The sequence below is a fragment of the Clostridium sp. AWRP genome (assembly GCF_004006395.2).
Classification (GTDB): Bacteria; Bacillota; Clostridia; order Clostridiales; family Clostridiaceae; genus Clostridium_B.
This window is the reverse complement of the sequence record NZ_CP029758.2, coordinates 2906031-2932370: the sequence shown is the minus strand read 5'-3', so window position 1 is coordinate 2932370 and position 26340 is coordinate 2906031. Positions and strand designations below refer to the sequence as shown.

At 30.0% G+C, this 26340-nt stretch carries 27 protein-coding genes; 21 read left to right on the top strand and 6 right to left on the bottom strand.

Annotated features, from left to right (window positions below):
- The first annotated feature begins 470 nt into the window (after positions 1-470).
- From DMR38_RS13360 to pfkA, 6 genes are all read left to right on the top strand, one after another.
- Positions 471-1922 (top strand): MFS transporter, encoded by a 1452-nt coding sequence (locus tag DMR38_RS13360; RefSeq protein ID WP_127721787.1) that lies wholly within the window; start codon positions 471-473, stop codon positions 1920-1922.
- Positions 1923-1940: 18 nt separating this feature from the next.
- Entirely contained in the window at positions 1941-2726 is a 786-nt protein-coding gene (locus tag DMR38_RS13355; RefSeq protein WP_127721786.1) for an SDR family oxidoreductase, read from the top strand.
- Between the two features lie 19 nt (positions 2727-2745).
- Positions 2746-3789: an alcohol dehydrogenase catalytic domain-containing protein gene (locus DMR38_RS13350; RefSeq protein ID WP_127721785.1), complete on the top strand. Its 1044-nt coding sequence runs from the start codon at positions 2746-2748 to the stop codon at positions 3787-3789.
- Positions 3790-3830: 41 nt separating this feature from the next.
- Complete coding sequence (locus DMR38_RS13345; RefSeq protein ID WP_127721784.1) at positions 3831-4697, top strand: transketolase; 867 nt, start codon at positions 3831-3833, stop codon at positions 4695-4697.
- Between the two features lie 3 nt (positions 4698-4700).
- Complete coding sequence (locus tag DMR38_RS13340) at positions 4701-5681, top strand: transketolase C-terminal domain-containing protein (RefSeq protein WP_127721783.1); 981 nt, start codon at positions 4701-4703, stop codon at positions 5679-5681.
- A gap of 107 nt (positions 5682-5788) precedes the next feature.
- A complete protein-coding gene (gene pfkA / locus DMR38_RS13335; protein ID WP_127721782.1) occupies positions 5789-6739 on the top strand; it encodes a 6-phosphofructokinase in 951 nt (316 codons plus the stop codon).
- A 159-nt stretch (positions 6740-6898) separates the two neighbouring features.
- On the opposite strand, the gene DMR38_RS13330 is transcribed toward pfkA, so the two are convergent.
- The 4 genes from DMR38_RS13330 to DMR38_RS13315 form a co-directional block, all read right to left on the bottom strand.
- Positions 6899-8860 carry an ABC transporter permease gene (locus DMR38_RS13330; protein WP_127721781.1) on the bottom strand — a complete coding sequence of 654 codons (1962 nt, stop codon included), beginning with the start codon at positions 8858-8860 and terminating at the stop codon, positions 6899-6901.
- Positions 8847-9614 carry an ABC transporter ATP-binding protein gene (locus tag DMR38_RS13325; protein WP_127724063.1) on the bottom strand — a complete coding sequence of 256 codons (768 nt, stop codon included), beginning with the start codon at positions 9612-9614 and terminating at the stop codon, positions 8847-8849. The genes DMR38_RS13330 and DMR38_RS13325 overlap by 14 nt, the downstream gene beginning before the upstream one ends.
- 166 nt (positions 9615-9780) lie before the next feature.
- Positions 9781-10833, bottom strand: a complete 1053-nt coding sequence (locus DMR38_RS13320; protein WP_127721780.1) for a sensor histidine kinase — start codon at positions 10831-10833, stop codon at positions 9781-9783.
- A gap of 19 nt (positions 10834-10852) precedes the next feature.
- Positions 10853-11542: a response regulator transcription factor gene (locus DMR38_RS13315; RefSeq protein WP_127721779.1), complete on the bottom strand. Its 690-nt coding sequence runs from the start codon at positions 11540-11542 to the stop codon at positions 10853-10855.
- Between the two features lie 113 nt (positions 11543-11655).
- Between DMR38_RS13315 and DMR38_RS13310 the strand changes: the two genes are divergently transcribed.
- The 8 genes from DMR38_RS13310 (at position 11656) to DMR38_RS13275 (ending at position 18717) form a co-directional block, all read left to right on the top strand.
- Positions 11656-12060: a DUF5391 family protein gene (locus DMR38_RS13310; RefSeq protein WP_127721778.1), complete on the top strand. Its 405-nt coding sequence runs from the start codon at positions 11656-11658 to the stop codon at positions 12058-12060.
- A 34-nt stretch (positions 12061-12094) separates the two neighbouring features.
- Complete coding sequence (locus DMR38_RS13305) at positions 12095-12631, top strand: CDP-alcohol phosphatidyltransferase family protein (RefSeq protein WP_127721777.1); 537 nt, start codon at positions 12095-12097, stop codon at positions 12629-12631.
- Between the two features lie 35 nt (positions 12632-12666).
- Positions 12667-13350, top strand: a complete 684-nt coding sequence (locus DMR38_RS13300) for a response regulator transcription factor (protein WP_127721776.1) — start codon at positions 12667-12669, stop codon at positions 13348-13350.
- Positions 13351-13501: 151 nt separating this feature from the next.
- The gene (locus tag DMR38_RS13295) at positions 13502-14239 is read left to right on the top strand and encodes an ATP-binding cassette domain-containing protein (protein WP_127721775.1); all 738 of its coding nucleotides are present in this window, start codon (positions 13502-13504) and stop codon (positions 14237-14239) included.
- Between the two features lie 15 nt (positions 14240-14254).
- Entirely contained in the window at positions 14255-15076 is an 822-nt protein-coding gene (locus DMR38_RS13290) for an ABC transporter permease (RefSeq protein WP_243124295.1), read from the top strand.
- 14 nt (positions 15077-15090) lie between these two features.
- Positions 15091-15864, top strand: a complete 774-nt coding sequence (locus DMR38_RS13285) for an ABC transporter permease (RefSeq protein ID WP_127721773.1) — start codon at positions 15091-15093, stop codon at positions 15862-15864.
- Between the two features lie 12 nt (positions 15865-15876).
- Positions 15877-17211: an erythromycin esterase family protein gene (locus tag DMR38_RS13280; RefSeq protein ID WP_127721772.1), complete on the top strand. Its 1335-nt coding sequence runs from the start codon at positions 15877-15879 to the stop codon at positions 17209-17211.
- Between the two features lie 21 nt (positions 17212-17232).
- Positions 17233-18717, top strand: coding sequence for a HAMP domain-containing sensor histidine kinase (locus DMR38_RS13275; RefSeq protein WP_175413007.1), 1485 nt, complete (start codon positions 17233-17235; stop codon positions 18715-18717).
- A 115-nt stretch (positions 18718-18832) separates the two neighbouring features.
- Here DMR38_RS13275 and DMR38_RS13265 read toward each other — a convergent pair whose 3' ends face one another.
- Complete coding sequence (locus DMR38_RS13265) at positions 18833-19660, bottom strand: helix-turn-helix transcriptional regulator (RefSeq protein ID WP_127721771.1); 828 nt, start codon at positions 19658-19660, stop codon at positions 18833-18835.
- A gap of 116 nt (positions 19661-19776) precedes the next feature.
- Between DMR38_RS13265 and DMR38_RS13260 the strand changes: the two genes are divergently transcribed.
- A complete protein-coding gene (locus tag DMR38_RS13260) occupies positions 19777-20358 on the top strand; it encodes a flavodoxin family protein (protein ID WP_127721770.1) in 582 nt (193 codons plus the stop codon).
- 78 nt (positions 20359-20436) lie between these two features.
- Here the strand turns inward: DMR38_RS13260 and DMR38_RS13255 are convergent, their stop codons facing one another.
- Positions 20437-20805 (bottom strand): carboxymuconolactone decarboxylase family protein, encoded by a 369-nt coding sequence (locus DMR38_RS13255; protein ID WP_127721769.1) that lies wholly within the window; start codon positions 20803-20805, stop codon positions 20437-20439.
- Positions 20806-20883: 78 nt separating this feature from the next.
- Between DMR38_RS13255 and DMR38_RS13250 the strand changes: the two genes are divergently transcribed.
- The 6 genes from DMR38_RS13250 to DMR38_RS13225 all read left to right on the top strand — a co-directional run bounded on the left by DMR38_RS13250 (position 20884) and on the right by DMR38_RS13225 (position 26281).
- Positions 20884-21258, top strand: a complete 375-nt coding sequence (locus tag DMR38_RS13250) for a MerR family transcriptional regulator (protein WP_127721768.1) — start codon at positions 20884-20886, stop codon at positions 21256-21258.
- 151 nt (positions 21259-21409) lie between these two features.
- Complete coding sequence (locus tag DMR38_RS13245) at positions 21410-21787, top strand: hypothetical protein (RefSeq protein ID WP_127721767.1); 378 nt, start codon at positions 21410-21412, stop codon at positions 21785-21787.
- Between the two features lie 128 nt (positions 21788-21915).
- Positions 21916-22557 (top strand): TetR/AcrR family transcriptional regulator, encoded by a 642-nt coding sequence (locus tag DMR38_RS13240; protein WP_127721766.1) that lies wholly within the window; start codon positions 21916-21918, stop codon positions 22555-22557.
- A gap of 2 nt (positions 22558-22559) precedes the next feature.
- Positions 22560-23756, top strand: a complete 1197-nt coding sequence (locus DMR38_RS13235; RefSeq protein ID WP_127721765.1) for an alpha/beta fold hydrolase — start codon at positions 22560-22562, stop codon at positions 23754-23756.
- Positions 23757-23957: 201 nt separating this feature from the next.
- Complete coding sequence (locus tag DMR38_RS13230) at positions 23958-24803, top strand: type II CAAX endopeptidase family protein (protein ID WP_127721764.1); 846 nt, start codon at positions 23958-23960, stop codon at positions 24801-24803.
- A 278-nt stretch (positions 24804-25081) separates the two neighbouring features.
- Complete coding sequence (locus tag DMR38_RS13225; RefSeq protein ID WP_127721763.1) at positions 25082-26281, top strand: D-glucuronyl C5-epimerase family protein; 1200 nt, start codon at positions 25082-25084, stop codon at positions 26279-26281.
- Positions 26282-26340: the final 59 nt, after the last annotated feature.

Sequence of the window (26340 nt, the reverse complement as noted above, 5' to 3'; positions counted from 1 at the left end):
TCATATTAGCAATTTTATCTTCTGCATATAAGATAACCTTAGAAAACATTTACATAGTACCCCCCCAGACTATCTAAATTACTAGTATAGATTTTTAACTATGATTTTATTGTATATATATATTAGAAATTTGTAAATATTATTTCCCAAATATATAAAAAGTTATGTGTTAAAAAAATACATTTAAGAATAACAGATAAGTGAATTAATATAGAAAAGTACACGTTTTCATAAAAAAAACACACTTAAGTTAAGACTAAATAATATAAAATTAATAATTGAGAAGTGGTGAATAAAATAAAAAGGAGGAGCTAAGTTTTTAAGATATGCCATTTTATTTGGAAGGTACATTTTGCAATCGTTTACTATTATTAAAGAGTTTTAAAACTTGTAAGTTATGCTGTATATCTGTTTTTATTTTGTTTAATTTGATAATACAAGTATAAATTTGAAAAGGAGTTGATGAAATAATGGAAAAAACAGTGAATTTGTATGAAAAAAGTGGTGATAAGCCTGGATTTTATAAACTCCCTACCAAAGAAGTAGTGGGATATTCCCTTGTAGATGGAGGAATGAATTTAGTTTTTCAGTCAATTTTAATGTTTCTCACATTCTATTATACCGATGTTTACGGATTAACTGCTGTAGAAGTTTCTGTTATGTTTCTTATTTCTAGAGGATGGGATATGATATGGGACCCTACTATGGGTGTTATTGCAGAAAGAATGAATCCAAAGCATGGTAAGTACAAAAGTTATCTTATTTATGGAGCTATTCCCTTTGCTCTTGCAGGTATTTTGACTTTTACAGTACCTAATTTGGGACATACGGGCAAATTGATATGGGCATATGCTACGTACAATTTGATGCTCACATTATATACTTTCATAATTAATCCATATGTATCTTGTACAACTGTCATGACAGCAGATCCTATGGAGAGGACTAGGCTAAATTCCGTAAGAATGATGTTTGCTCAGTCTGGTGGTGTGGTAGTTGCACTGTTTATTCCTATTTTATCGCAGTTTTTCGGTAGAGGTAATGCAGCAAAAGGTTACCAGATGACTATTATTTTACTTTCTATTATTTGTGCGTCTATCTTGATTTATAGTTATACTACTTTGCATGAACGTATCAGAGTAAAATCTCATCTAGATCCAGTTACTTTTAAAGGATTTATTTATCAGATTACACATAATAAACCAGGTGTCGTATTATTTTTACTGTTTGTAGGCGTTTATGCATTTTCGTCTATACAATCAGCTTCAGGAATTTATTATATGACTTATAACGTAAATAGAAAAGATCTAGTTGCTTTATTTTCTATGTTGAATGTTTTACCTTCAGTTGTGGCAGTTCCTTTTGTGCCTGCGCTTTTTAGACATATAAAAAAGAAAAACACTGTTGCACTTGGTTTGAGTTTAGGTGCCATTGGATCAGCAGCTTTATATATCATTCCGGTTTCACAAATTGCAGCAATGATGATAGCTAAATCAGTAGCTGCATTTGGCTATGGTATACTTATGGGCAGTTTGTGGTCAATCATTCCGGATGCAGTTGAGTATGCTGAGTACAATACTGGCAAAAGACATGCCGCAGTTGTGTACTCACTTATTACTCTTGGATTAAAGGTTTCATTAGCAGTAGGGGGAGTTATACCTACATTGATATTAGCTAATGTTGGATATATTCCTAATGTACCTCAAACTGCAAAATCTTTGAATGGAATTTTAATTATGACATCTATTTTGCCAGCTGTTGTTTGTGTAGTTACATTGATCATATTCATGGTATTCTATAATTTAACAGAAGAAAGAGTAGCTGATATAATGGCTGAATTAGATATAAGACATAAAAATGATAAAGAAAATTGTTTGGTTGAGTTAGTAGAGGAAATCCCTGACCAATCAACAAAATTATAAATATAGGAAGGTGTTATTATGGAAAAGAAGCTTAGTGATTTTTCAATGAATGCATTTTCACTTAAAGGTAAGGTAGCTGTGGTTACAGGTGCAAATCAAGGTCTTGGTATGGCTTATGCTGTTGCTTTTGCAAAAGCAGGTGCTGATCTTTTTATACCTCACTTTACTGATGATGTATCTGAAATTAAGAGCCTCATAGAAGAAACTGGCCAGAAGGTTAAGTTCTTGCAAGGAGATTTAACGAAAAAGGATTATATTGAGCAGGTTGTAAATACGTGCTTGAAAGAATATGGTAAAATTGACATTTTAGTAAATAATGCAGGTGGAAGTACGTTTGCGGAATTTTTAGAGTATCCAGATTCAGCATGGCAGAAGATTATTGATATTGATTTAAATTCTGTGTACTATCTCAGCCACAGGGTAGTTAAAGAAATGGTTAAACAAAAATCCGGTAAGATTATAAATATTGGTTCAGCATTATCCTTTACTGCGGATAAAAAGTGTCCGCCATATACAGCAAGTAAACATGCTATTCTTGGTTTGACAAAGGTATTTGCCAATGAGGTTGGCAAATATAATATTCAAACCAATGCAATTTGCCCTGGCTTCTTAGCAACTGATGTTAACAAGGAGTTACGTGCTGATAAAAATTTTTACGATAAAATTACAAATAGAATTCCAAGTGGCCGCTGGGGTGAACTTAATGATTTAATGGGAACTGCCGTATTTTTAGCAAGTAGTGCATCAGATTATATTAATGGATGGTATATAAGTATTGATGGTGGATTCCAGACAACATTATAAAATAAGGAGGTTTTAATTTATGAAGACTATTGCTTGTGTTAAGGTAGGAAGTTTAAAAGATCCTGATGTTAATAAAAGGGGACGTGTTCAGGTTATAGATATGCCTGAGCAGGAAATGGGAGATGAGGATGTTAAAATAAAGGTTGCTTACTGTTCAATATGTGGTTCTGATCCACATGTAATAGAAGGAGTTTTTGGCCTTGAACCTCCCTTTGGACTAGGACATGAGATTTCAGGTACTATTGTGGAAATTGGTAAAAAGGCTACTAAAAAGGGATTAAAAGTAGGGGACAAGGTTGCAGGAAACTTTTTAAGATTTTGCGGTACATGTTATTATTGCCGAAATGGTCAGGAGCAGTTCTGTGAATATCAGGATAATAAGCCTGGTATGTCCGAATATGTAGTGTGGCATGAATCCCAGGTTTTTAAAGTCCCAGATGATGTCAGTTTAGAAGAAGCATGCTTGTTAGAACCTGTGTCAATTGCAGTTAGAATTGTGGACAAAACAAATATGAAGATCGGTCAAAGAGTTGCTATTTCAGGAGGAGGACCTATAGGATTATTGTCACTTCAAGCAATGAAAATGTTTGGAGCTACGTCACTTACACTTATAGAACCTATCAAGGAAAGACAGGAACTTGCCAAAGAATTTGGTGCTGATTATGTTATTAATCCTTTGGAGCAGGATGTGTGTGTAGAATCTAATAAAATAACTAATGGATTGGGTTTTGATCTTGTAATAGAGGCTTCGGGATCACCTAATGCTGCACCGGCAGCCAGTGAAATAGCTGCAAAAGGAGGAACTGTTCTTTATATTGCAATGTTTCCTAAAAACTATAATATGCCCCTAAATCTATATGACAAATTGTATAATAAGGAATTGACTATTTCTAGTATAAATGTAGCTCCATATGCATTTCCACGTGCCGCTCAAATTATGCCTAGAATGAACTTGAAACCTTTTATACAGAAAATTTTCACTATTGATCAGGCAGAAGAAGCTTTTGCTGCTCAAATTAGTGGAAAATATCCTAAAATACTTATTAAGTGTAATGATTTTTAACAACCTCTATTATAAATAAATGAAAAAAGGAGATGCCTATTATGTATTGTAATGTTGATATGGAACAAGTTAAACAATTAGAAGATAAGGCAGTAGAGATTCGAAAAAAGTTATGCTCATTTATCTATGAAATAGGTATGGGTCACCTTGGAGGGGAATTGTCTATTGTTGATATGGCTGTTGCTCTCTATTACAAGTACATGAACTATGATCCTAAAAATCCTAAATGGGAAAAAAGAGACAGATTGATTTTAAGTAAAGGTCATTGTGGAGAGACATTGTATACTATATTTTCAGATTTGGGAATGTATACAATGGAATATATGATAGAACATTTTGAAACCTTAGATACTGCTAAATTTGGCATGCATCCTAATAGAAAATACGTTCCTGCTATTGAAGCATCAACAGGTTCTTTGGGGCATGGATTATCTATAGCTACTGGTTTAGCATTAGGTGCTAGAATGTCAAAGGCCTACTGGAGAACCTTCTGTATCATAGGAGATGGTGAAATTGAAGAAGGTTCAAATTGGGAAGCCTTTATGGCAGCAGGACACTATAAGCTTGGCAATCTTGTAGCAATTGTTGATAAAAATCGTCTACAGATGACTGGCTTCACAAGGGATGTAATGAATATTGATCCTTTAGGAGATAAAATAAAAGCTTTTGGATGGGATGTTATAGAGATTCAAGGAAATGACATGTATGAAGTTTGTAATGCCCTGCAATCTCTTCCACCAGCAGATCCGGAAACTAGAAGAAAGCCAATATGTATTATTTCAAATACCACTAAGGGCTGTGGTGTTTCATTTATGGAAAATAATGCAGTATGGCATGGCGGTGGAATTGCCAAAGAGCAGTTGGACGAGGCACTAAAATCAATAGAAAATAATAGAAAGGTGAGATAAATTATGGCAGTTGAAACAACTTTCGATTTTGATCAGATGTTATCATCCGCAAGAGAAGCTTATGGGGTCGAACTAATGAAAATGGCAGATGAAGGATTAGAATTTGCATTTACTTATTCTGATAATGTTGCACCATCCACATCTACAGGAAAGTTTATAAAAAAATATCCTGAACGTTGTTTTAATATTGGCATTGCGGAAGCCAACCAGGTTGGTATATCTGCTGGATTAGCTCTTTCTGGCAAAATTGTATTTTCACAAGTATTTGGACCATTTCTTCCTTTGAGGGCAGCAGATCAGATACACACAGATATTGCTTATAATGATGTGCCTGTAAGATTGATTGGAACTCATTCTGGAGTTACATCTGGTGGAGGTCCTACCCACAATGTTATTGCTGATTTGTCATTTTATAGAGCAATACCAAACTTGACAATTTGTGTTCCAGCAGATGCAGGTCAGTGCAGGAAAGTGGTAAGAGAATCAATGACTTATAAAGGACCTATGATTATCCGTATTGCAAGAGGTGCTGAGCCAGATGTATATAAAGATAACAATTATGAATTTAAAATTGGTAAAGCTATTGCTGTAAAGGAAGGTAATGATTTGACTTTAATTGGGACAGGTAACAGCGTGTATTGGTCTCTTATGGCAGCAAAGGAGCTTGCAGAAACAGGTGTAAATGCCAGAGTTATAGATATGCATACTATTAAACCTTTTGATGTTGATATAGTTTTAAAATCTGCAAGGGAAACAGGTTTTATTGTAACTGTCGAGGATCAGAGCATTAATGGTGGTCTTGGTGGTGCAGTAGCTGAGGTTATAGCAGAAGCTGGTATAAATTGCAAGTTTAAGAGAATTGGTTTACCTGATGAGTTCAGTGTTATTGGGCCTGATACTGAGATCTACAAATATTATGGACTGGATTCACATAGTATTGCTGAAACAGTAAAAAAGATGCTTGCTGCTGCTACTGGTAAGTAAGAAACAGTGTATAGAGGCTGTAAGAACATGATCTATAGGCCCATCAAAATAAGGACATGTGAATTATACACAAGGCTATTAAAAGTTATATTAAGCAGGTGAAATATATGAAAATAGGAATTTTGACAAGTGGAGGAGATGCTCCAGGAATGAATGCTACTATAAGAGCAGTAGTAAAATCTGCAAATTATAATAGCATAGAAGTTTTGGGTATAAAATACGGGTATAAGGGCTTGATAGAAGAAGATATAATAAAATTATATAATTTAGATATAGACGGTATTGCAGAAAAAGGAGGCACTATACTAAAAACGGCTAGGTGTCTAGAATTTATGGATGAAGGTGGAAGAAAAAAAGCTTTAGAAACATTAAAAAAATTTGAATTAGATAGTCTTGTTGTAGTTGGAGGAGATGGGTCTTTTCAAGGGGCGGAAGAACTTAGCAAGCTAGGAATAAAGGTTATAGCATTACCAGGAACTATAGATAATGATTTGGCTTATACAGATTATTGTATAGGGTTTGATACAACTTTAAATACAGTTTTAGAATGTATAGGTAAAATAAGAGATACAGATTCTTCCCATGAAAAAACTACTATTGTAGAGGTAATGGGAAGGTATTGTGGTGATTTAGCGCTATATTCAGCTTTAGCTGGAGGAGGAGAAATAATATCTACTCCTGAAAAAAAATTAGATTTTAATACTATATGTAATAAATTGAGCAAAAATATAAGCAGCGGAAAAAATGATAATGTGATAATAATAACTGAAAGAATGTATGATATAGAAGAACTTCAAAATTATATAGAAAAAAGACTAAATATTAGTATAAGAAACACTGTTTTAGGGTTTATACAAAGAGGGGGAAATCCGTCTGCTTTTGATAGAGTATTAGCGAGTAAAATGGGGGTTAAAGCTGTAGAACTATTGATAAAAGGTTTTGCAGGAAGGGCTGTTGGAATTAAGGATAACAAAATAATAGATGTAGACTTCAGCAAGGTAAATAGCAAAAATACTGATAAACAAAAGGAATATGATTTATTAAAGTTGCTCTTATAGATTTTCACACTATGGGTTTAGAAATAGCGGTTAAATATAAAGTATCGCATAGAATTGATATGCATTTAAAAGAAAATTAGAGGCACATTGAGAAAGTACTGCCTCTAAATTTTCTAAGAAAGCGATTGCACTCTTTACTTTTTAAAAGTAGTAATTTAACTACTGCCATGTATTTATTTGCTTTACATACATAGTCCTTGAAAAGAAAAAGTAAATTGTCTGGAGTAGAAAATAAATTCCAACTATAATCATTAAATAAAGGCTAAGGCTTGTTTGTAATATATTGCTTAAGGCCTTTATTGCAAAACTAGTGTGAATAAAGGATACTGCAAAAGGGAGAAAGAACATTATAAAGCATTGAGTACTTACTATTTTTTTTATTTCATCTGTAGACATTCCCATTTTTTTAAGAGCTGTAAATTCATGCTTATCATTTTGAATTTCATTAAATAATTTAAAGTATATTATGCTGCAGGTTGCTATAAAGAACAATACTGAAATAAAGGTTCCTATGAAGAAAAATGTAGACATAACTTCCATCATTTTAGAAAAGCTTAATACTCTTTCAGAAAAACTGTTTTTCATTTCCTTTGGAATTTCACTTTTTATCTTTGATACTGAATTTACTGCTTTAAATCCATTTTTTATAGTATAACCATAATAAACTTGAAGATTATCATCCTTAATATCAGCTTTAAGTTTCTTAAAGTCATCATCGCTTATTACTGCAGTATTAGAGTTCTGTTTATCCTTATTAATTATTCCACCATTTATTTCATTTTTAAGCTTTAAATTTATGGAAGTATCTTCGGTATTTAATTTTAAATAATTTTTATCAGCAAATAATTTTGTATCTTTAGTTGCAATGACATTATGATAGTGAACAATTACTTCACCATTATTTAATTTAATAGGTGTTTTCTTTTGCTCACTTGCTAAAACATTATAATCAGTATTGGACATAATATAGAAATTTTTTCTATTTACGAGTTCTTCAAAATTTGAGTGCTTATTTGAAGATAAGTCATTATTAGTTGCTTTTATAAGAATAATTTTACTTTTATATTTTATTTCATTTCCATAGGATTTAAAAACTTTTTCTACTTCTTTAGGAGATATTACATTGTGTGCATTTAATCCATTTTCAATAAAACTTATGTCTTGTGGGTAGTCTAGCATAGTTTGTTTTTGTACAGTTTTTTGAAATGAGTATACGCTTGCAGAAGCTGTCAAGGTTACAGCTGAAAGTATTGAAACAGCAAATAGTATTTTTGTATTGTCACTGAGTTTATATATTATTTGAGACAGTGTTATCATATTGATGCCTTTATAAAAGATTTTATTATTATTTTTAAGTTTACTTGTAATGTATATGCTGAATTGAGAGTACAGCATATAGGTGCCAGTTACTACTACAATTAAAATAGGGAACATAGTGAGTACAATAGCCTGACCTGAAAAAACCGCTAAAATGTATCCAAATACAATTAATATTATAGATAAAACTGATTTTTTACTAGAAAATTTAGGTACTGGCTTTGCAACCCGTGAGCCTTTTAAAAGTTCTATTATATTATTGCTCTTTATCTTATAACTTGCTTTTAAACAGGTTATTTGAAACAATACTAAAAAACATACTGAAGTTAATAGTACAGCTTTAATTGATATGGTAAAGGGGATTTCAGCATTCAAAATCAAAATAGCTGAAATTGCCATAAAAAATAATTTGGAAAAAAGAATACCAAAGATGACCCCTGTTGTTATTGAAAATAAAGAAACAATGAAGTTTTCAAAAATAACATAATTTCTTACCTGGCTTTTTGTCAGTCCAAACATTGATAAAAGTCCAAATTCCTTTTCTCTTGATTTTAAAAAACTTGATATGGAGTAGTTAGTAAATACAACTGTGAATATGAGTATTACAAACTCACAAAGATAAACTGTTTCTGTCATAATTGCTCCAGCCTGGCCCATGTTTTTTAAACTGGAAGCCTTAGGATTTAAAAGAAAATTTCCAAATATGAAAAATACCATAACTACAAAAGTATTGCTTAAATAGTACATTATAAATTTATTTAAATTTCCCTTTATATTTTTAACAGCGATGTTATGCAATGTCATTATAATGACCTCCTATTAAAGTAAGTGAATCCATAATTTCCTTGAAGAAAGCTTGACGATTACCTCCTTTTACAATTTCTAAAAAGAATCTTCCGTCCTTAATCATTATTATTCTTTTACAAAAGCTGGCTGCAAAAGGATCATGAGTAACCATCATTATAGTTGCTTTTCTTTCATTATTTAAATTAGTCAAAGATTCCATAACATCCTGAGAAGCTTTAGAATCAAGATTTCCAGTAGGTTCATCTGCAAGTATTATAGATGGACTATGAATTAGTGCTCTTGCACAAGCGGCTCTTTGCTGCTGGCCACCTGAAGTTTCATAAGGCCTTTTATCTAAAATCTTTCTTATATTTAAAAGTGAAGCAATATCATCTACTTTTTTTTCTATTTCATGAGTATTTGTTTTATTAAGTACTAGTGGAAGTATTATATTTTCCTTTATTGATAGGGAATCTAGTAAATTGAAATCTTGAAATATGAATCCAAGTTCCTTTCTCCTAAATAGTGCAGCTTTCTTTTCGTCAAGTTTTTCTGGATTAATTTCATTTATGAAAAGTTCTCCTGAGGTTGGAGTATCTATTGTTGCAAGAATATTTAAAAGGGTACTTTTCCCACTTCCTGAAGGCCCCATGACCCCTACAAATTCTCCTTCATCTATGCTAATATTAAATTTATCAAGGGCTTTTACCTGTAAGCTTCCTCTTTTATCACCATAAATTTTACTTATATTTTCAGCTTTTAATACTGACATGTTATCATTCCTTTCATCTATTAATCTCATGTCTGCTGTCCATAATATTCTCATTTTTTTAGATGAGAAATATCTTGAACTTTATGTATATATTATAAAAAAATTAGAGAAATCAATGTATCGATTTCTCTTTCAAATACAATTTTAATCTTACAATATTGAAAGATTAAAATTTAAACAAGTTTTTACCCTTGAAAAATACAATAGAAAAGGTGGAACCTTTGCCTTCTTCCGATTCTACAAGGATTTCATGACCAAGTTTGTCACATATTTTTTTTGTAAGATACATTCCCATACCTGTAGATTCATCACTTTTTCTTCCATTTTTACCTGTAAAGAAAGCATTAAATACTCTATTTAAATCTTCTTTTGGTATACCTATTCCTTCATCACTTATGGATAACATAATTTTTGAATTTTCATCCTTGATTTTAAATGTAATATATTTGTTGTCCTGAATTTTCAGCTTTGAATATTTTATAGCATTTATAACTATTTGATTTATTACAAAGTAAATCCATTTTTTATCTGTTTCTACTGTTATATCTGTATCAGATGTAATTTTAGGAAATACATGGTTCCTTATGAGCGCTTTCTTATTGTCATTTAAAACATTTCTAACAATGGATATAATGTTTAAGCTTTCTACATTAAAATCCAGATTAAATTCATTAACTCTTGCATTACAAAGCATCATATCAAGACCATGAGATAACTTTTCATTTTCTTCTAATATACTGTCAAATAGAGCTCTATTATCTTCATTTATTTCATCTTGAAGTATGAGATTCATAACAGATACAGGAGTTTTCATTTGATGTACCCATTTATTTATAAAATTTATGTATTCTTTGTGTGTTTCTTCGTATTTTATAGTTCTTTCACTACATATTTTATAAGTTTTAAGCAAGAGTTTTTTAAATATTTCCTGCTCACGAGTGCTGCAACTTCCTATATTAAGTATATTATCTAAATCTTCATTTGAATTTAGCATTATGTTAAGTTGATTATAAAAATGTTTATTTTTTAAGTAGTCATATATCAAAAATAGTATAAAAAAGATTATTGAAATTAACCACGCATAAAGTATGTTATTATTCATAAGTTCAATTTTGTTTATGATTAAAGTAAGATACATTACAAGTATAACTGCAGCAGTAGTTAAAAAATAAATTACTGCAAAAGGTATCTTATCCTTAAGAAAGTCTTTAAAATTCATTTATTTCACCTGCTTTGTTTTACCAATTAGGTACTATTTTATAACCTTGCCCACGCTTGGTTTCAATAACTTTAGTAATTCCAAGTTCTTCAAGCCTTTTCCTAACTCGGGTAATGTTAACAGATAAGGTATTGTCATCAACAAAATCTACATCATTCCATAAAACTTCTAGCAAACTTTCTCTGGAGACAATTTTATTTGCATTTTTGATCAGAGAGTATAAAAGTTGAAATTCTTTTTTGCTAAGTTCTATTTTTTTACTTTGATATTCTACTATGTTTTGATTTAAATGCAAAAAAAGTCCATTTGATTCAAATACTTCACTGCTGCTGTTTTCGGAATAACTGCCATAAACTCTTCTTATAACTCCTTTTATTTTTGCAATGAGTACTTCGTAGGAAAAAGGTTTGGTTATATAATCATCCCCTCCATTTTCAATGGCCATAACTTGATCCATATCAGAATTTCTAGCTGAAAGAAATATTATAGGTACATTAGATATTGTTCTTATATCTCTGCACCAGTAAAAGCCATCATATAAGGGTAAGTTAATGTCCATGAGAACAAGATGGGGGTTATTTTTAATAAATTCAGTTTTTATATCACAAAAATTATTTACACAGCAAGTTTGATATCCATACTTCTTAAGATGATTTCTTATAAGACTATTTAATTTTTTATCATCTTCAATTAGCATTATATTGTACATTTAATACACCTCTTAAAAGTAATGTTGCTTATTTACATTTTATCATAATATAATATAATTAATAATTCATTTTCAATTGGAATGAATAAAAATTAAGAAAGGATGCCTAAATAATGATAGAACAAAAAAATAAGTGTAAGGTTATTTTTATAACATTAGTTTCTGCAGTACTTTTTTGCTTACTGATAGTTATGATATCTCTTTCACCACTTTCTAAATCCGGTCTACATGCCAATAAATTCAATTCTTTTGGCATGTGGTCATCTGTAGGTATTATTTTATTATTTTATATAGTACCTTTAATGATTTATATATTAGGAATAAGAGCAGTGAGATTTGTATTGGCATTTGTTCTTGCAATTGGAATATTATCAGATTTTTCATTAATAACAGTTGTTTTTATTTCTAATTTGTTTGCTAAAAATTTATTATATACATTAATAGGAGTTATTTGCATTGCATCATTAATTGTAAATGCTATTTGGTTTTTGGTAGTATTTCATTCATCATCAAAATGATGTCAAATGTGATTATACAAGAAAGGATAATTCTATGATAATTAATTCAGCAGCAAATTGCATATCGGTTTTAAGAATATTTCTTGCAATTATGATGTTATTTGTAAGACCTTTGAGTGAATCATTTTTTGTAATTTTTCTTGCTTGTCAAATTACTGATGTTCTTGATGGATATTTAGCAAGAAAAACACATACCCAAAGCAAACTAGGTGATAATCTTGATTCTATTGGGGATTTTATAATGATATTGGTATTAATAATTGTACTGTACCCAGTTATTAAACCGACAATTAGAATTATCATCTGGGTTGCCATTATAGCAATGATTAAAATAATATCAATGATAGTGATATTTATAAAGTATAAAACTTTTGAGATGCTTCATACTTATGGAAACAAATTCACAGGATTTATACTGTTTGTGTTTATAATATCACTTGCTTTTGTGCAATCAAATATGATTATTTATATAGTTTGTACTATTGCAAGTATTTCTGCTATTGAGGAATTATTGATTAATTTATCTTCAAGTGAATTACAAATAAATAGGAAAAGTTTATTTACAAAATAAAGCAGATATAAGAATTATTATTGGAGTGATAAAAATTGAGAGAAAAAATATTAGTAGTAGATGATGAAGAGGATATAATATCTTTTTTAAAAGATTCATTGGAGGAAGATGATTATGAAGTTTTTACTGCTTCTAGTGGTGAAGAAGCCTTGGAAAAAATAAAGTTTTATCCAGATTTAATATTGCTTGATATCATGATGCCAGGTAAAAGTGGATATGAGGTATGTAATGATATAAGAGATATAGTAAGCTGTCCAATTATCTTTTTAACTGCTAAAGGAGAAGAAAGAGACATAATTAAGGGTCTTGCTTCTGGTGGAGATGATTATATTCAAAAGCCATTTAGTTTAAGACAATTAAAAGCAAGAATACACGCTCATTTAAGAAGAGAAAAAAGAAACACAAATAATTGTGAAAAGGCTAATTTATATTTTAAAAATGTAAGTATAAACTTAAGAAATAGAGAAGTTTATTGTAATGGCCAGTTAGTAATTTTAACTAAGAAGGAATTTGATATAATTGAATTTTTATCAGTAAATTGTGGACAAGTTTTTTCAAAGGAACAGATATATGAGAAAGTATGGGGTTATGATGCTGAAGGAGATTCAGCATCGGTAGCGGAGCATGTTAAAAAGATAAGACATAAGATTCAAAGCTTTGATACTGAAGAAGAATATATTTCTACTGTCTGGGGAGTAGGGTATAAGTGGGAAAAGTAAGATTAAGCCAAAAATCTGGTTTAGTCTATTTTTTATGCAATAAGTATAATAACTTTTATAAATAAAATTTAAAACTTTAAGAAAACTTTAAAATTGCCTCTTATAATTACCTTGTGTTCAAAAAGTATTAGTAATTAGGAGGCATTAATTTATGTCAAGTGAAAAAATTGCAGTTAAAAATGTGAGCAAAAAAATAGGGAAAAAAACTATATTAGAAAACATTTCCTTCAATGTTCATGAAGGTGATATCTGCGGCTTTATTGGACCCAACGGTGCAGGAAAAACTACTATGATTAGAATAATAACAAATCTAATTTCACCTACGGAAGGAGAAGTAACTATAAACGGAACTAATGTAGTAAAAGAAAGAAAAAATGCATTATTAAAACTTGGAGCAATAGTTGAAGAACCTATATTCTTTCCATATATGTCAGGAAGAAAAAATCTTCAGAACTTAGCTATGTTAAATCCAGGTATGTCAAAGTTTGAACAAAAAGAAAAGGTGGAGGAGGTTTTAAAGATAGTAGACCTTCAAGATAGAGGCTGTGATAAAGTTAAAACTTATTCCTTAGGAATGAAGCAGAGACTTGGTATTGCACAAGCACTTTTAAACAATCCAGAAGTAATTATTTTAGATGAACCTGCAAATGGACTTGATCCAATGGGCATGAGAGATTTAAGAGAACTTATATTTAAGCTCCAAAAAGAAAAGAAAATAACTTTCTTTATATCAAGTCATTTGTTAGATGAACTTCAACAGCTTTGCAATAGATTTGTAGTAATAAACAAAGGAAAACTTGTATGGCAGGGAAGTAAGGATGACCTAGAATCAATGGGCAAAAGCGGCAGATTAGAGGATGCCTTTATAAAATTAGTAAGTGGATGTTAGGAGGAAGATGTGATTATGAAACAATTATTTATTAGTGAATGGCAAAGATTGTGGAATAGGAAATCTACTTGGATTTCATTTATGCTAATACCACTGGCAATTATAATTGCTATAAAACACTATATTAAAATAGATGCTTTAATTACTCCAAATAGCCCTAAATATGTTTCTTGCTTAAATTTTCCAAGCGTAATCTTAAGAAACGAAAGCATATTGTTTTTTGATGTTATAGTAATCCTTCTTATTATCATGGCTGTAACCAGTGAGTATAGAGAAGGGCAAATGAGAATGGTAATGCTAAGAAGTTTTTCTTTTAGTGAGATTTTCAAAGTAAAGTATCTAGTTACATTGAGTACAGTATTTTTACTTTTAATTACGAATTTTATTTTAAGCAGTTTTTTAGGATATTTAGCTTTACCAAAGCAGGAAGTTAAGTTTCCTTATTATTCAAGTAAATTTACAATAAATGAAAGTATGATCTACAATATAAAATACTATGTTATTGCCTTTTTAGCTTTAGCTGCTGTTATATCAGTTATTATGTGTATATCAATGATGTGCAAAACTACTATAGGTGCACTTTCAGCTAGTTTAGCATTTATACTTGTATCTATAATTTTACCAGAGATATTTTCCTTCCTTATGGATAATACTTCTCAAATATATAACATTTTGTACTTTTCGTTTATTACAAGAATTCAATATATAGGGATAGAAACACTTTTAGCACAAACGCCCCAGCAAGTGGGGATAATATTTACATCCATTGCTTTTCACATAATTGTTTTTTATTTAATTGCACATAGTTTATTTAGTGATCAAGATTGTTATTGTTAGGAGGTAACACGAATATGAAAAGATTAATAGCTTCAGAATTTCAAAGAATTTTTGAGAATAGAAGAAACCAATTACTATTAGCATTTTATTTAGGTATGATAATACTAATGTGTATATTTAGGTATATAAGTCCGCAGGGCTCCTATGATGGTGTAGATTATAATGTAGATTTGAACAGACTTAATTTTTCACCTTTTACATTTTATGAAATAAGAGTAGAACTAATATATTTAATTTTGCCTATTTTATTTATATCTTCAATTAATTATGAACAATCCATAGGTGCTTTTAGAATGTATGTAACAAGACCTTATAAAAAATATGAATTTATAGTAAGCAAATGGGCAGCCTTAACTGTAACTACCTTTATACTAATGTTCATAGCGTTTATAATAAGTACAATTTTCGGATATCTGTTTATGCCTAATGTATCAAGTGTAAGGTTTTATAAAATACAACAGGAATTTTCAATGTCTGGAGCACTTTTATACACTGCTAAATTTTTCATTATACAATTTATAATAGCTTTATGTGTCTTATCAATATCAAGCATTATAGGATTAGTAATAAATAATCCTATAATTTCAATTTTAGCTGTTATAGCTGCACTCTTAGGCTTGAGCTTATATATAAAACTTTTTGAGTTTTTGGATAAAACTACAGAATATGGTTTTCATGTTTTATCAAATACAGCTCCTATGAGTTTTTACATTACTTTAATAAGCACCTTGCTTGGGGGATTACTTGTAAGTATATTTTTATGGCAAAAGAAAGATTATCTTTATTAGGAGCTGGTTTTATTGAAAAAAATTATAATTATAGTGATTTCTGCATTTATATTTATACTAATAGGCATTGGAATTAATAACCAATATAGTAAATATAAATTAAATAAAGTTGTACAGGCTTTTAAAACTAAAGCGGTGAATTTAAAAACAGTAAAGTATAATAGTGGTTTTGAAGATTTGATGCCTTTAAAACCTATATTAAAGGATAAAAGAATTGTTGCCATGGGAGAAGCTACTCATGGAACTAAAGAATTTTTTCAGATGAAACATAGAATGTTTCAGCTCCTTGTGGAAAAAATGGGTTATAATGTTTTTGCCATGGAAGCTTCACAACCTGATTGTATGGCAGTAAATGACTACATTTTAAATGGTAATGGTGACCCAATTAAGCTTATAAAAAATTTGGGATTTTGGACCTGGGATACCAAGGAAGTTTTAGATATGGTAGAATGGATGAAGGAATATAATAAAACACATGAAAAGAAAATTAAGTTCTATGGTTTTGACATGCAGTCCAGCCATACAGCAGCTGAAAATGTTATAAATTATTTAAATAAAGTTGATCCATTCTATGAAGTGAGTGTACATGAAGTGCTTTCAAAGTTTAATGACAGAACATTGGATTATGGAGTAAAAAAGCAGCTCCCAATTGATGGCATTAAGGAGATAAAAAATATTTTTCAAAAAAACAAAGATGAATATATAAAAAAGTCTTCAAAAGAACAATATGAGCTTTATATGCAAAATTTAAATGTCATATGTGAGTTTTATGATATGTTCGGCACAGGAGGCAGTGATTTTCAAAAAGAAACTAAAAGAGATAAATATATGGCCGAAAATGTAAAGTGGATTTTAGATCATGAAGGAGAAGACAGCAAGATAATGTTGTGGGCACATAATTTACATGTGTCAAAAGGAATAGACAAGTTTGGTAGTTCAAATTCAGATTATCCAGAAGGAAATGTAAAGAGAATGGGCTCAAATTTATATGATATGTATGGCAATAAAATGTATGTTATTGGCTTTGAGTTTAATAAAGGTGACTTAAGAGCTAACTATACAAATAAGGAAAATGGACAAACAGTTAATGGAAAATGTACCTTAAAAGCAGCAAAAGAAAATTCAGCAGCATACATCTTTTCTAAGGTAAATCCTATTTTTTTCATTGATTTTAACACTTGTAAGAAAAATAAATATGCAAAAAACATTTTGTCAAAACCTCAATATTGTCATGATATAGGTGCCGTTTTTCCTGGAGAAAATAAAAGCTTTGAGTCTGAAATTTTAGACCTTCGATATGATGGATTGATATTTGTAGATACTACAAGTAGTGCAAAGCCTAACTAATTATATAGGAGCAGATTACATATGGGGAAATTAAATATAATAAAAAATATAACTTTTAAGAGACAATTTATGATTTCAGTGATTTTGGTGATTATATTAAGTGTTTTTTTTGCCATAGTAGGTTTAATATTGGATATTTATCTTATTGATAAAGGAGTAATATTACGAGCAGGTTATTATAGTGATTTAGTACCTGGAATAAAACAATATATAAATAAGAATAAGGATAAAATATTAAATAAAGATTTTAAAAATGAACTTGAAAAAGTAATACCTACAGCTGGTATTGAATATGAGGTAGTAGATTCAACTGGCAAACTTTCTTATGGTTATTTTAAAAAGCCTATTGCATCAGAAGTGCCTATAAGCAAAGATCAAACAACCAAAATTAATGGACGGATAAACCCAGAAATTATAATGTCTATCCCTATTATAGATAACAAAGACTTAAAAGGAATGGTTATATTAAAATATTATATAAGAAGTAGTGCTAAAAATCCTAAGTTTAATTTTATTGCTAGGTATTCAGATACTTTTGTAATACTTTCCCCATTTATGTATATCATATTATTTAGCATATTCTTTGGCCGTAGATTTAACAAGAAATTAAATGTACCTTTAAAACAGTTAATGGAGGCTGCAGAAAGAATAAGAGTTAGGGACTTGGAGTTTAAGATAAGTTATGAAAATAATAATGAACTTGGAAAACTCTGCAAGTCATTTGAGAATATGAGAGTAGATTTAAAGAAGTCATTAGAAAACCAGTGGAAAATGGAAGAAGAGAGAAGAGAAATAGTAAGTAATGTTGCACATGATTTAAAAACACCCATTACAATTATAAAAGGGCATGTAGAGGGACTTTTAGAAAGTAAGAAATTGGACAAGGATAAGCTATATAGGTATTTAAATTTAATAAACAGGAATATAGATAGAATGTCCAATCAAGTTCAAAGAATAAATTTACTAACTAAGATTGAAAGTGAAACTTTTAAACTAAGTGATAGTGAATGTGATTTAGTAGCTTATATAAATGAAAAAAGTATGGATTATGATGCACTAGCACAGGGCAAAAAAGTAAAATTTGTATGTACTATTCAAGATTTGAGAAGTTCTAATGATCTAATAAAAATAGATACTTATGTATTGTCAGAAATACTTGATAATTTAGTTTCAAATAGTTTAAGGTTTACTAAAGAAGATGGAAGAATAACTTTAAATTTGAAGTTAAATTCAGATAAAGTTATTTTTTCTGTTTGTGATAATGGATGTGGATTTTCAAGAAAAGATTTAGAAAATGTATTTAAAAAGTTTTATGAGGGGGATGAATCCAGGTCAAAGGAAAAAGGACATTCAGGTTTAGGACTCTATATTGTCAAAACTTTGGCAGACAAATTAGGTGGTGATGTTGAAGTTAAAAATAATGATGGAGGTGGAGCTGAAGTTAGAGTTTGTATACCTATAAAAAATCCAAATAAACAAAGTTCTTGGCATCAGATGGAGTTTTAACTCCACCTGATGCTTAGAAATCGTTATCCAGGGACGTAGCTGCTCTTTACTACCACTTGGAGAAGTGGAAGTATTAGAGCAGGTAGTCATCGGATAAAAGTGCATAGTAAAAGAATTATTTATATAGCAGTGATTTAACTTTTACATCAGTATCCGTTTTTGAAAGTGGAGTATTGACAATTAATTTTAAGTTTGAGCTATCAGAAATATCAAAACTGTTAAATTCAAAAGTCATTGTACCTACAATTGGATGGTTGATTTTTTTATGGATTTCACTTTTTATCTGTACATTATGTTTTGACCAAAATAGATTAAATTCTTCATTTTTGATTTCAAGATTATGGACAAAGCTAACCATCCAGGGATCATCAATATATTTTGCATAATTTGAACGAAACCGAGATATTATTCCTTGGGAGGTAGATTCCCAATCTATAAACAAATTTTTATAATCAAAATTGTTGAACATCATCCATATAATATTTCTCTGGGTTACCTGGATTTTATTAAAGTTTGCAAATACGACACTTGCTGATTTATTCCATGCGATAACATTCCATCTTGCGTCCATGATATAAGATGGGCTTAATATTAAATTATCTAATACATGCTGGAGAGATGTATTTACAGTTGATTGATATAAGGGGATAGCAGATGGAGGTACTTGCTTTGCCAGAGTATAAAGGTGTACTCTCTCCTGTTTATCAAGCATTAGTGCCCTTGACAGACTTTCTATAACTTCTGCAGAAACGTTTATAGGTCGTCCTTGTTCAAGCCATGTATACCAGGTTAAGCTTACGCCTGAAAGATATGCAACTTCTTCTCTTCTAAGACCTGGAGTACGACGTCTTAAACCTTCTGGAAGCCCTACTTGTGATGGTGAAATTTCACTTCTCCTTATTTTTAAAAAGTTTCCTAGTTCTTCATAACGTTGTTCTTCCATATTTAAAATCCTCTTTCTATCCTATTATAATTTATACTAGTATAAATTAACTCCTATTACAATTATAAATGATGAGTTAATATATTTACAACAATATAAATGGAGGAATATTAAATATGAAAATACTATTTTTAAATGGATCACCTAGGAAAAATGGATATACGGTTGCTATAATGAAATGCATTGAAAAGGCAATTGACCCGAAGCATACTGTGGAATGGATACATGCATATGATTTAAATATAAAACCATGCCGAAGTTGTTTAAAGTGCAGACCTGATAGAATATGTGTTCTTTCAAAAGATGATGGGCATGATGTATGGCATAAAATTTGTTCTGCTGATGCAGTAGTTATTGGCAGTCCTACTTATTTTGGAAATATGTCAGGACCTTTAAAAATACTTATTGATAGGAATCTTACTGCTTTTGAGAAAATGGGTTCAAGTGGACTTGAAAAGCCCATTCCTCTTCACAAAGGTAAAAAGGCTGCTGTGGTTACAGCATGTAATTCTCCATTTCCAATTAGTCAGCTTATAAACCAAGGTAAAGGTACACTACAGGCTGTGGAAACGGTGTTTAAAGCTGGAGAATTTAGTGTAATTGGCAGTATAATTTTAGATGGAGCAGGTTTTAGAAATGGCATTCCATTAGAAATTCAGGAACAAGCAAAAATTATCGGAGTAAAGTTGCAATCATAATTAGATTATATAAGATTTAAATTAGAAATGGATGAGAGCCTAAAGCCCTTATTTCTAAGGATTTTAGACTCTCATTTGTTAGTTATTTAAGAAAATATCTTTTGCAACTGAAACGGCATTTAGGACTCTTGGGAAACCAACGTAAGGGATGCACTGTAGAAAAACTTCTACAATTTCTTTTTCTGTTATTCCAACATTTAAGGCGCCATTAATATGAACTTTTAGTTGCTTTTCACATCCACCTAATGCAGTTAGTGCAGATAAAGTAACAAGTTCTCTCTGTTTCAAGTCAAAAGTTGGTCTGGTATAAATGTCACCAAAAGCAAATTCAATAATGTATTTTCCTAAGTCTGGAGCAATATCTTTAAGAGATTCTACTACTTCTGTTCCCCCTGTTCCATCAACTTCCTTAAGCTTATTTACTCCTTTTTCATATCTATTTTCCATAATTGAAATACCTCCTAATTTTATGATAGTATTATCATATATGATGGAGTTAACTCCATGTCAATAGGGGGAATTGAATTGAATTATTATATTGGAGAGTTTTCTAAAAAGATTGGTTTGAGTATTGATACATTGAGATATTACGAGAAACTTGGTTTAATTTATCCTGAGAGGAACAAGATTAATAGAAGAATATATAGTGAAAAAGATATAGAGTGGTTAAAGTTTATAATTCGTCTAAAAGAAACAAATATGCCCATTAAAGATATACAATATTATTCTAAATTGAGATATGAAGGAGACAAAACACTGGAAGAACGATTAAAATTATTAGAAGAGCAAATGTATAGGTTAACTTTTGAAAAAAGTAAAATAGAAGATAATATACTGAATCTTGAGAAAAAAATCAATACATATAAGAAAATGATAGCTAAGACAAAGTTTTTAAAGTAAAAGATATTGCAAAGCCCCATTAGTAATTCTTATACCTTCTATTTAAATGAGGTAAGCAGAGGACTTCTCAAAGGCATTGTTCTTCAAGGTTAGAAAATAATATGCTATAATATACAATATATAATAAAAATTCCATTAAGGAGGTATAAAAATGAGTTCATCTGTAAATAGTATTTCTAGTGGTAATTCTTATGCTTATCCTGTAGTAACAGATAGTAAAGATAGCAGCAATGATACAAAGAAATCAAAAAAAAGTAAACAAGTTATATCAGAAAAAGTAGGAAAATATTATTGTACATATGTAGTAGATGAAAGTAATAATAAGCATTTAATAAGTAAAATTCCTATTGATAAAATGGAAAAGAAAAAATTATCGCAAAATTTAGCAGGGTATGATGCAGCACAATACTGCTTATCTGCTTTATCAGGTAAAAGCCATATGTCTATCGACCATAAGGTAAAAAAGCAAGGTGCTAATGAAACGGACTTATTACAATTAATGAATGTTTTAAAGGGAGGCACATTTTAAATTAAAGTTATATTTAACTGCTTTATATTTAACATAGAGTAGTTAAATATAACTTTTTATTGAATGACATCATTCATTATGATATTATAGACTTAATGAATGATGTCATTCAAAGTGAGGAGGAAAAAATGAGCAGGACAGTTAAAGAACCAGAAGAGAGGAAAAAAGATATATTAAAAGCAGCACAAAGGCTGTTTAGAGAAAAAGGCTATGAAAAGACAGTCATAAGTGACATTGTAAAATTAGCAGGTATAGCTCAAGGTACATTTTATATTTACTATAAGTCCAAAGAGGATGTTTTTCTTGCAGTACTTGAAAATTTATCAGAAGAAAGAGTTGGAAAAATTATTGATATTCAAAAACGAGAAGAGCTAAATGCAATTCAAAAGTTTAATTTAATTGCAAAAATTGAATTTGACTTAAATAGAAGACAAGATGATTTGTTTTTAGAGCTTCATACTGAAAAAAATGCTGGGGTTCACCAAAAATTTATTATAAATTCTATAAATAAACTAATACCTGTTTATGCTTCAATTATAGAACAGGGAGTAATTGAGGGAGCATTTAATACTAAGTATCCAAAACAAGCTGCAGAGTATATGCTAGTAGCTACTGGATTTATGTTTGATCCTGGAATTTTCCATACAAATCTTGAAGATTTAAAAATAAAGGCTAAAGCTTGTGAAGATATAGCTGAAAGAATATTAGGAGTACATAAAGGAAGCTTAAATATACCTAATATTGGCCAATTAGTGAAGGGAGAAAATTAATTATGAAGGTAATTTTTAAAGATGAGCAATTTTCATTTCAGGTACTGAGACTTCTTGGAGGAGCTGTTTCTGGAGCTTCTGATATAGGAGAAGTAATTTCAACTGCAAACAAGATATTGGAAGGAGATTTTGAAAGTTGGTGCACAGAATGGACTAAACTTGCAAAGAGAATTCATGCATTTGCAGACAAATGTTATTTGGAAGGCCATTTGGTTAGTGCAAAAGGGGCATATCTCAGAGCTTCTAATTATTATAGGACAGCTGAATTTTATTTGCATGAGAATCCAAATGATTCAAGAATAAATGAACTCTATGATGCAGGTGTTAAATGTTTTTCCAAGGTTATGAAATTAAATAAACCTGTTATAGAAGCTGTTAAAATACCATACGAAAATATAACATTGCCAGGACATTTTTATCATGGAGGAGATGAAAAAAAACCTGTTTTAGTAGTTGTGAATGGATTTGATGGAACTAAAGAAGAATTTTATGGAATGGCAATGTCAGCCTTAGCAAGGGGTATGAACTTTTTTACCTTTGAAGGTCCTGGACAGGGAGAAGCTGTTAGAAAGCAGCATTTATTCTTTAGATATGATTATGAAAAAGTTGTAACACCTGTAATAGATTATCTAATTTCAAGAAAAGAAATAGATCCAAATCGTATTGTGCTTATGGGGGAAAGTTTTGGAGGATATCTTGCCCCAAGAGCGGCAGCATATGAAAAACGTATAGCAGCTTGCATTGCTAATGGAGGGGTATATGATTTCATGGGGTTCAGGAGACCTTCTAATTTTTCAAGGGAAGGTTTTTTCAAATATGTGCGTAATAATACAGAAGAAGTTAATAACAGTATGTGTGAAGAAATGAAAAAAAGTTCAGCGATTAAGTGGTCAATTTCAAATGCAATGTATGTATTTGACGCAAAGACGCCTGCTGAGTGTTTCCTAAAAACAGAAAATTATTACCTTAAAGGAACAGCAGAAAAAATTGAGTGTCCTACACTTGTTATTGATACTGAAAATGAAGGATACTTTAAAGGACAAGCAAAACTTCTCTATGATAATCTCAAGTGTAAAAAGGATTTTATGCTTTTTACTAAAGAAGAAGGAGCTGAAGAACATTGTCAGGTTGGAGCTAAGTTAATTGCAGGTGAACGTATTTTTAACTGGATTGAAACAATTTTAAATAAAAAGCATTAGAATATGGAGTATATATTTTAAGAAAAGAGTGTACCATGAATGTTTCTATTTTGACATTTATAGGTGCATTTTTATTTTTTGGTAAATCTTCAATTACAATTAGCAGAATTTACATATTTATCAATTTATGAGTAGTATAATTTAATTACAAAATTTTTTATATTTGTGGATAGAATATGTTAATTGGAGGGGGAGATATTTGTGAACAGTTTAAATCCATTTAAGATTATATATAATATTGAAAATGAATCATTAGAATTTGAAAAAATGGCTGTTAAGGATGCGGTAGGTGCTGCAATTATTTATGTGATTATACTGTGTCTTATAGGAGGTTTTACAAGAGCTTTTTCTATAAATGACAAATCTCAATTAGAGATGTTTATGCTCAATACAATTATGGCATTAATGATACTTGCTGTAACTACAATTATATTTTACAAACTTTATATAATTAGGTCAGATAAGGATCTTTTTTTAAAAGAAGTTTATAAAAAATTTACTATAAGAAATATTTTTTATGTAACTGTAGCTATAGTGGGATTTGAAGTTATTTCCAATAATTTAGTGATTTTTGTGCTTGATCCTTTTAGTAAAATACTAATGCCTAAATCTATGTTGAAATCTATTGGTGAAATTATTCAAATGCCATTTATCATATATGTTTGCATTGTTGGACCTGCTATGGAGGAATTTGTATTTAGAGGAGTTATACTTGGAGGATTATTAAAGAAATATTCAGTTAAAAAGTCAATAATAGTATCAACTTTATTATTTGGTATAGTCCACTTAAATGGAATCCAATTTATTAATGGCTTTTTACTAGGTGTTTTACTAGGATATGTTTATGTAAAAACAAAATCAATATACCTATGTATGTATTCTCATGTGTTATTTAATAGTATTGCGTTTGTACTTGCATATGTACCACATATGTATAAAATTCAAAATTTAATTGCAGTTGTTTCCCTTACAATTTTAGGAATTGTATTTATAATTTATGGATTAAAAAAAGTAAGTAATTTCCGGCATTTAGATAAAATTTTATGAATATTAAAAAATATATAACATGAGTTAGTTCCATGCTGCAATATATCAATGAATCTTATTTAGTGGGAAAAGCAGATATCCCAAATCTTTGATTTGGTGATAGTCGCTTTCACAGAGTGCAAGCAGATATCCCAAATCTTTGATTTGGTGATAGTCGCTTTCGCCGTGTGCGTGGGAGTGTTACAGTAGGCAGCTATCAGATAAAAACTTTAATAAAAACTACATATTTGAAAAATAATACTAGGGATTAGAAATTTGATTTAAAAAGGAGAAAACTGATGAAATTTGTAAAAAAAGTATTCTTAGTTTTTAGTATTATCATTATTTTTTGCAGCGATATAGGGCATGCTTCAGTAAGTTTAAATAGTAAAAATGGAAAGGTTATGTTTAATGAAATGCTCTGTACAAGCAAAAAATATCATGTTTTAGGAAAATTTGATTCTGCGATTAAAGGATATAATTCAATATTAAAGAGTAAGGCACCAAGGTATATTAAAAATGAGGTACTTGTCTATAAAAAGTTAGCTGATGTAAAAAAACCAATTTCTACAAAATACAGATATTGTCCCGATTTTATTCAAGTAGTATCTAAATCAAAAGAGGAGTATAAGTTAAAGGGATATTCAGCTGAATTGAGTCATTATTATAGTCCTTATAAGTGCTATTTTGATTGTGAAAAGAGTAATTATGAAAACTGTGCTGATTTTAAGTTCGATTCAAATAATATACCTATGCATAAATATAATGATGAGTTTTATTATAACCCTGTATCAGTAGAATTGTATGCATTGTCTATGTATGGCAAATATATAAATGGAAATGATACGAAAAAAAGTTTTTTAAACTGTGCGGATTTTTTAATTAATTATATGGATAAAAGAGGTGCTCTAAAATATAACTTTGCATACAATCACTATGATGACTTGAAACCGGGATGGACATCGAGCATGGCACAAGGTCAGGCATTAAGTGTATTTGAAAGGGCATTTAAAATAACGGGAGATAAAAAATATATAGAAGCTGGAAATAAAGCTCTAAAATATCTTATTACACCTGTTTCAGAAGGAGGTGTGATGGATACACTGGAGGCACTGGACACAAATTTAAGAAACAAGATATTTTTTCAAGAGTATGTAAATACTACTAGTTCCTATACATTAAATGGATATATTTTTACTCTAATGGGATTATATGATTGGTGGCACGTTAAAGAAGCTCAAAACAAGTACTATTCTAATATTGCCTATGAGTATTTCAATAAGGGAATTGACAGCCTTAAATGTATTTTGCCTTACTACGATATTGGAGGTTTTACGAGTTATGATTTGTACTATATAACAAACAATTCCAAACCCAATAGTGCAGGATACTATCACTCCGTACATGTAAAGCAGCTTGACACAATATATTATATTACCAAAGACAAGTACTTTAAAGACATGAGGGATTTATGGAATAGTTATGTTACACTTATATAAAAAATAAATTCTGAAGATAAAACTAAATCCAAATATAATCCTGTTAAAAAGAGTTAAAT

Bases quoted from the DNA above. Each gene is read 5' to 3' on its own strand.
- DMR38_RS13360 (WP_127721787.1), top strand. From the start codon at position 471: ATGGAAAAAACAGTGAATTTGTATGAAAAAAGTGGTGATAAGCCTGGA.
- DMR38_RS13340 (WP_127721783.1), top strand. From the start codon at position 4,701: ATGGCAGTTGAAACAACTTTCGATTTTGATCAGATGTTATCATCCGCA.
- DMR38_RS13315 (WP_127721779.1), bottom strand. From the start codon at position 11,542: ATGTACAATATAATGCTAATTGAAGATGATAAAAAATTAAATAGTCTT.
- DMR38_RS13295 (WP_127721775.1), top strand. From the start codon at position 13,502: ATGTCAAGTGAAAAAATTGCAGTTAAAAATGTGAGCAAAAAAATAGGG.
- DMR38_RS13305 (WP_127721777.1), top strand. From the start codon at position 12,095: ATGATAATTAATTCAGCAGCAAATTGCATATCGGTTTTAAGAATATTT.
- DMR38_RS13285 (WP_127721773.1), top strand. From the start codon at position 15,091: ATGAAAAGATTAATAGCTTCAGAATTTCAAAGAATTTTTGAGAATAGA.
- DMR38_RS13355 (WP_127721786.1), top strand. From the start codon at position 1,941: ATGGAAAAGAAGCTTAGTGATTTTTCAATGAATGCATTTTCACTTAAA.
- DMR38_RS13265 (WP_127721771.1), bottom strand. From the start codon at position 19,660: ATGGAAGAACAACGTTATGAAGAACTAGGAAACTTTTTAAAAATAAGG.
- DMR38_RS13330 (WP_127721781.1), bottom strand. From the start codon at position 8,860: ATGACATTGCATAACATCGCTGTTAAAAATATAAAGGGAAATTTAAAT.
- DMR38_RS13310 (WP_127721778.1), top strand. From the start codon at position 11,656: ATGATAGAACAAAAAAATAAGTGTAAGGTTATTTTTATAACATTAGTT.
- DMR38_RS13225 (WP_127721763.1), top strand. From the start codon at position 25,082: ATGAAATTTGTAAAAAAAGTATTCTTAGTTTTTAGTATTATCATTATT.
- DMR38_RS13240 (WP_127721766.1), top strand. From the start codon at position 21,916: ATGAGCAGGACAGTTAAAGAACCAGAAGAGAGGAAAAAAGATATATTA.
- DMR38_RS13255 (WP_127721769.1), bottom strand. From the start codon at position 20,805: ATGGAAAATAGATATGAAAAAGGAGTAAATAAGCTTAAGGAAGTTGAT.
- pfkA (WP_127721782.1), top strand. From the start codon at position 5,789: ATGAAAATAGGAATTTTGACAAGTGGAGGAGATGCTCCAGGAATGAAT.
- DMR38_RS13350 (WP_127721785.1), top strand. From the start codon at position 2,746: ATGAAGACTATTGCTTGTGTTAAGGTAGGAAGTTTAAAAGATCCTGAT.
- DMR38_RS13235 (WP_127721765.1), top strand. From the start codon at position 22,560: ATGAAGGTAATTTTTAAAGATGAGCAATTTTCATTTCAGGTACTGAGA.
- DMR38_RS13290 (WP_243124295.1), top strand. From the start codon at position 14,255: ATGAAACAATTATTTATTAGTGAATGGCAAAGATTGTGGAATAGGAAA.
- DMR38_RS13245 (WP_127721767.1), top strand. From the start codon at position 21,410: ATGAGTTCATCTGTAAATAGTATTTCTAGTGGTAATTCTTATGCTTAT.
- DMR38_RS13260 (WP_127721770.1), top strand. From the start codon at position 19,777: ATGAAAATACTATTTTTAAATGGATCACCTAGGAAAAATGGATATACG.
- DMR38_RS13275 (WP_175413007.1), top strand. From the start codon at position 17,233: ATGGGGAAATTAAATATAATAAAAAATATAACTTTTAAGAGACAATTT.
- DMR38_RS13325 (WP_127724063.1), bottom strand. From the start codon at position 9,614: ATGTCAGTATTAAAAGCTGAAAATATAAGTAAAATTTATGGTGATAAA.
- DMR38_RS13320 (WP_127721780.1), bottom strand. From the start codon at position 10,833: ATGAATTTTAAAGACTTTCTTAAGGATAAGATACCTTTTGCAGTAATT.
- DMR38_RS13345 (WP_127721784.1), top strand. From the start codon at position 3,831: ATGTATTGTAATGTTGATATGGAACAAGTTAAACAATTAGAAGATAAG.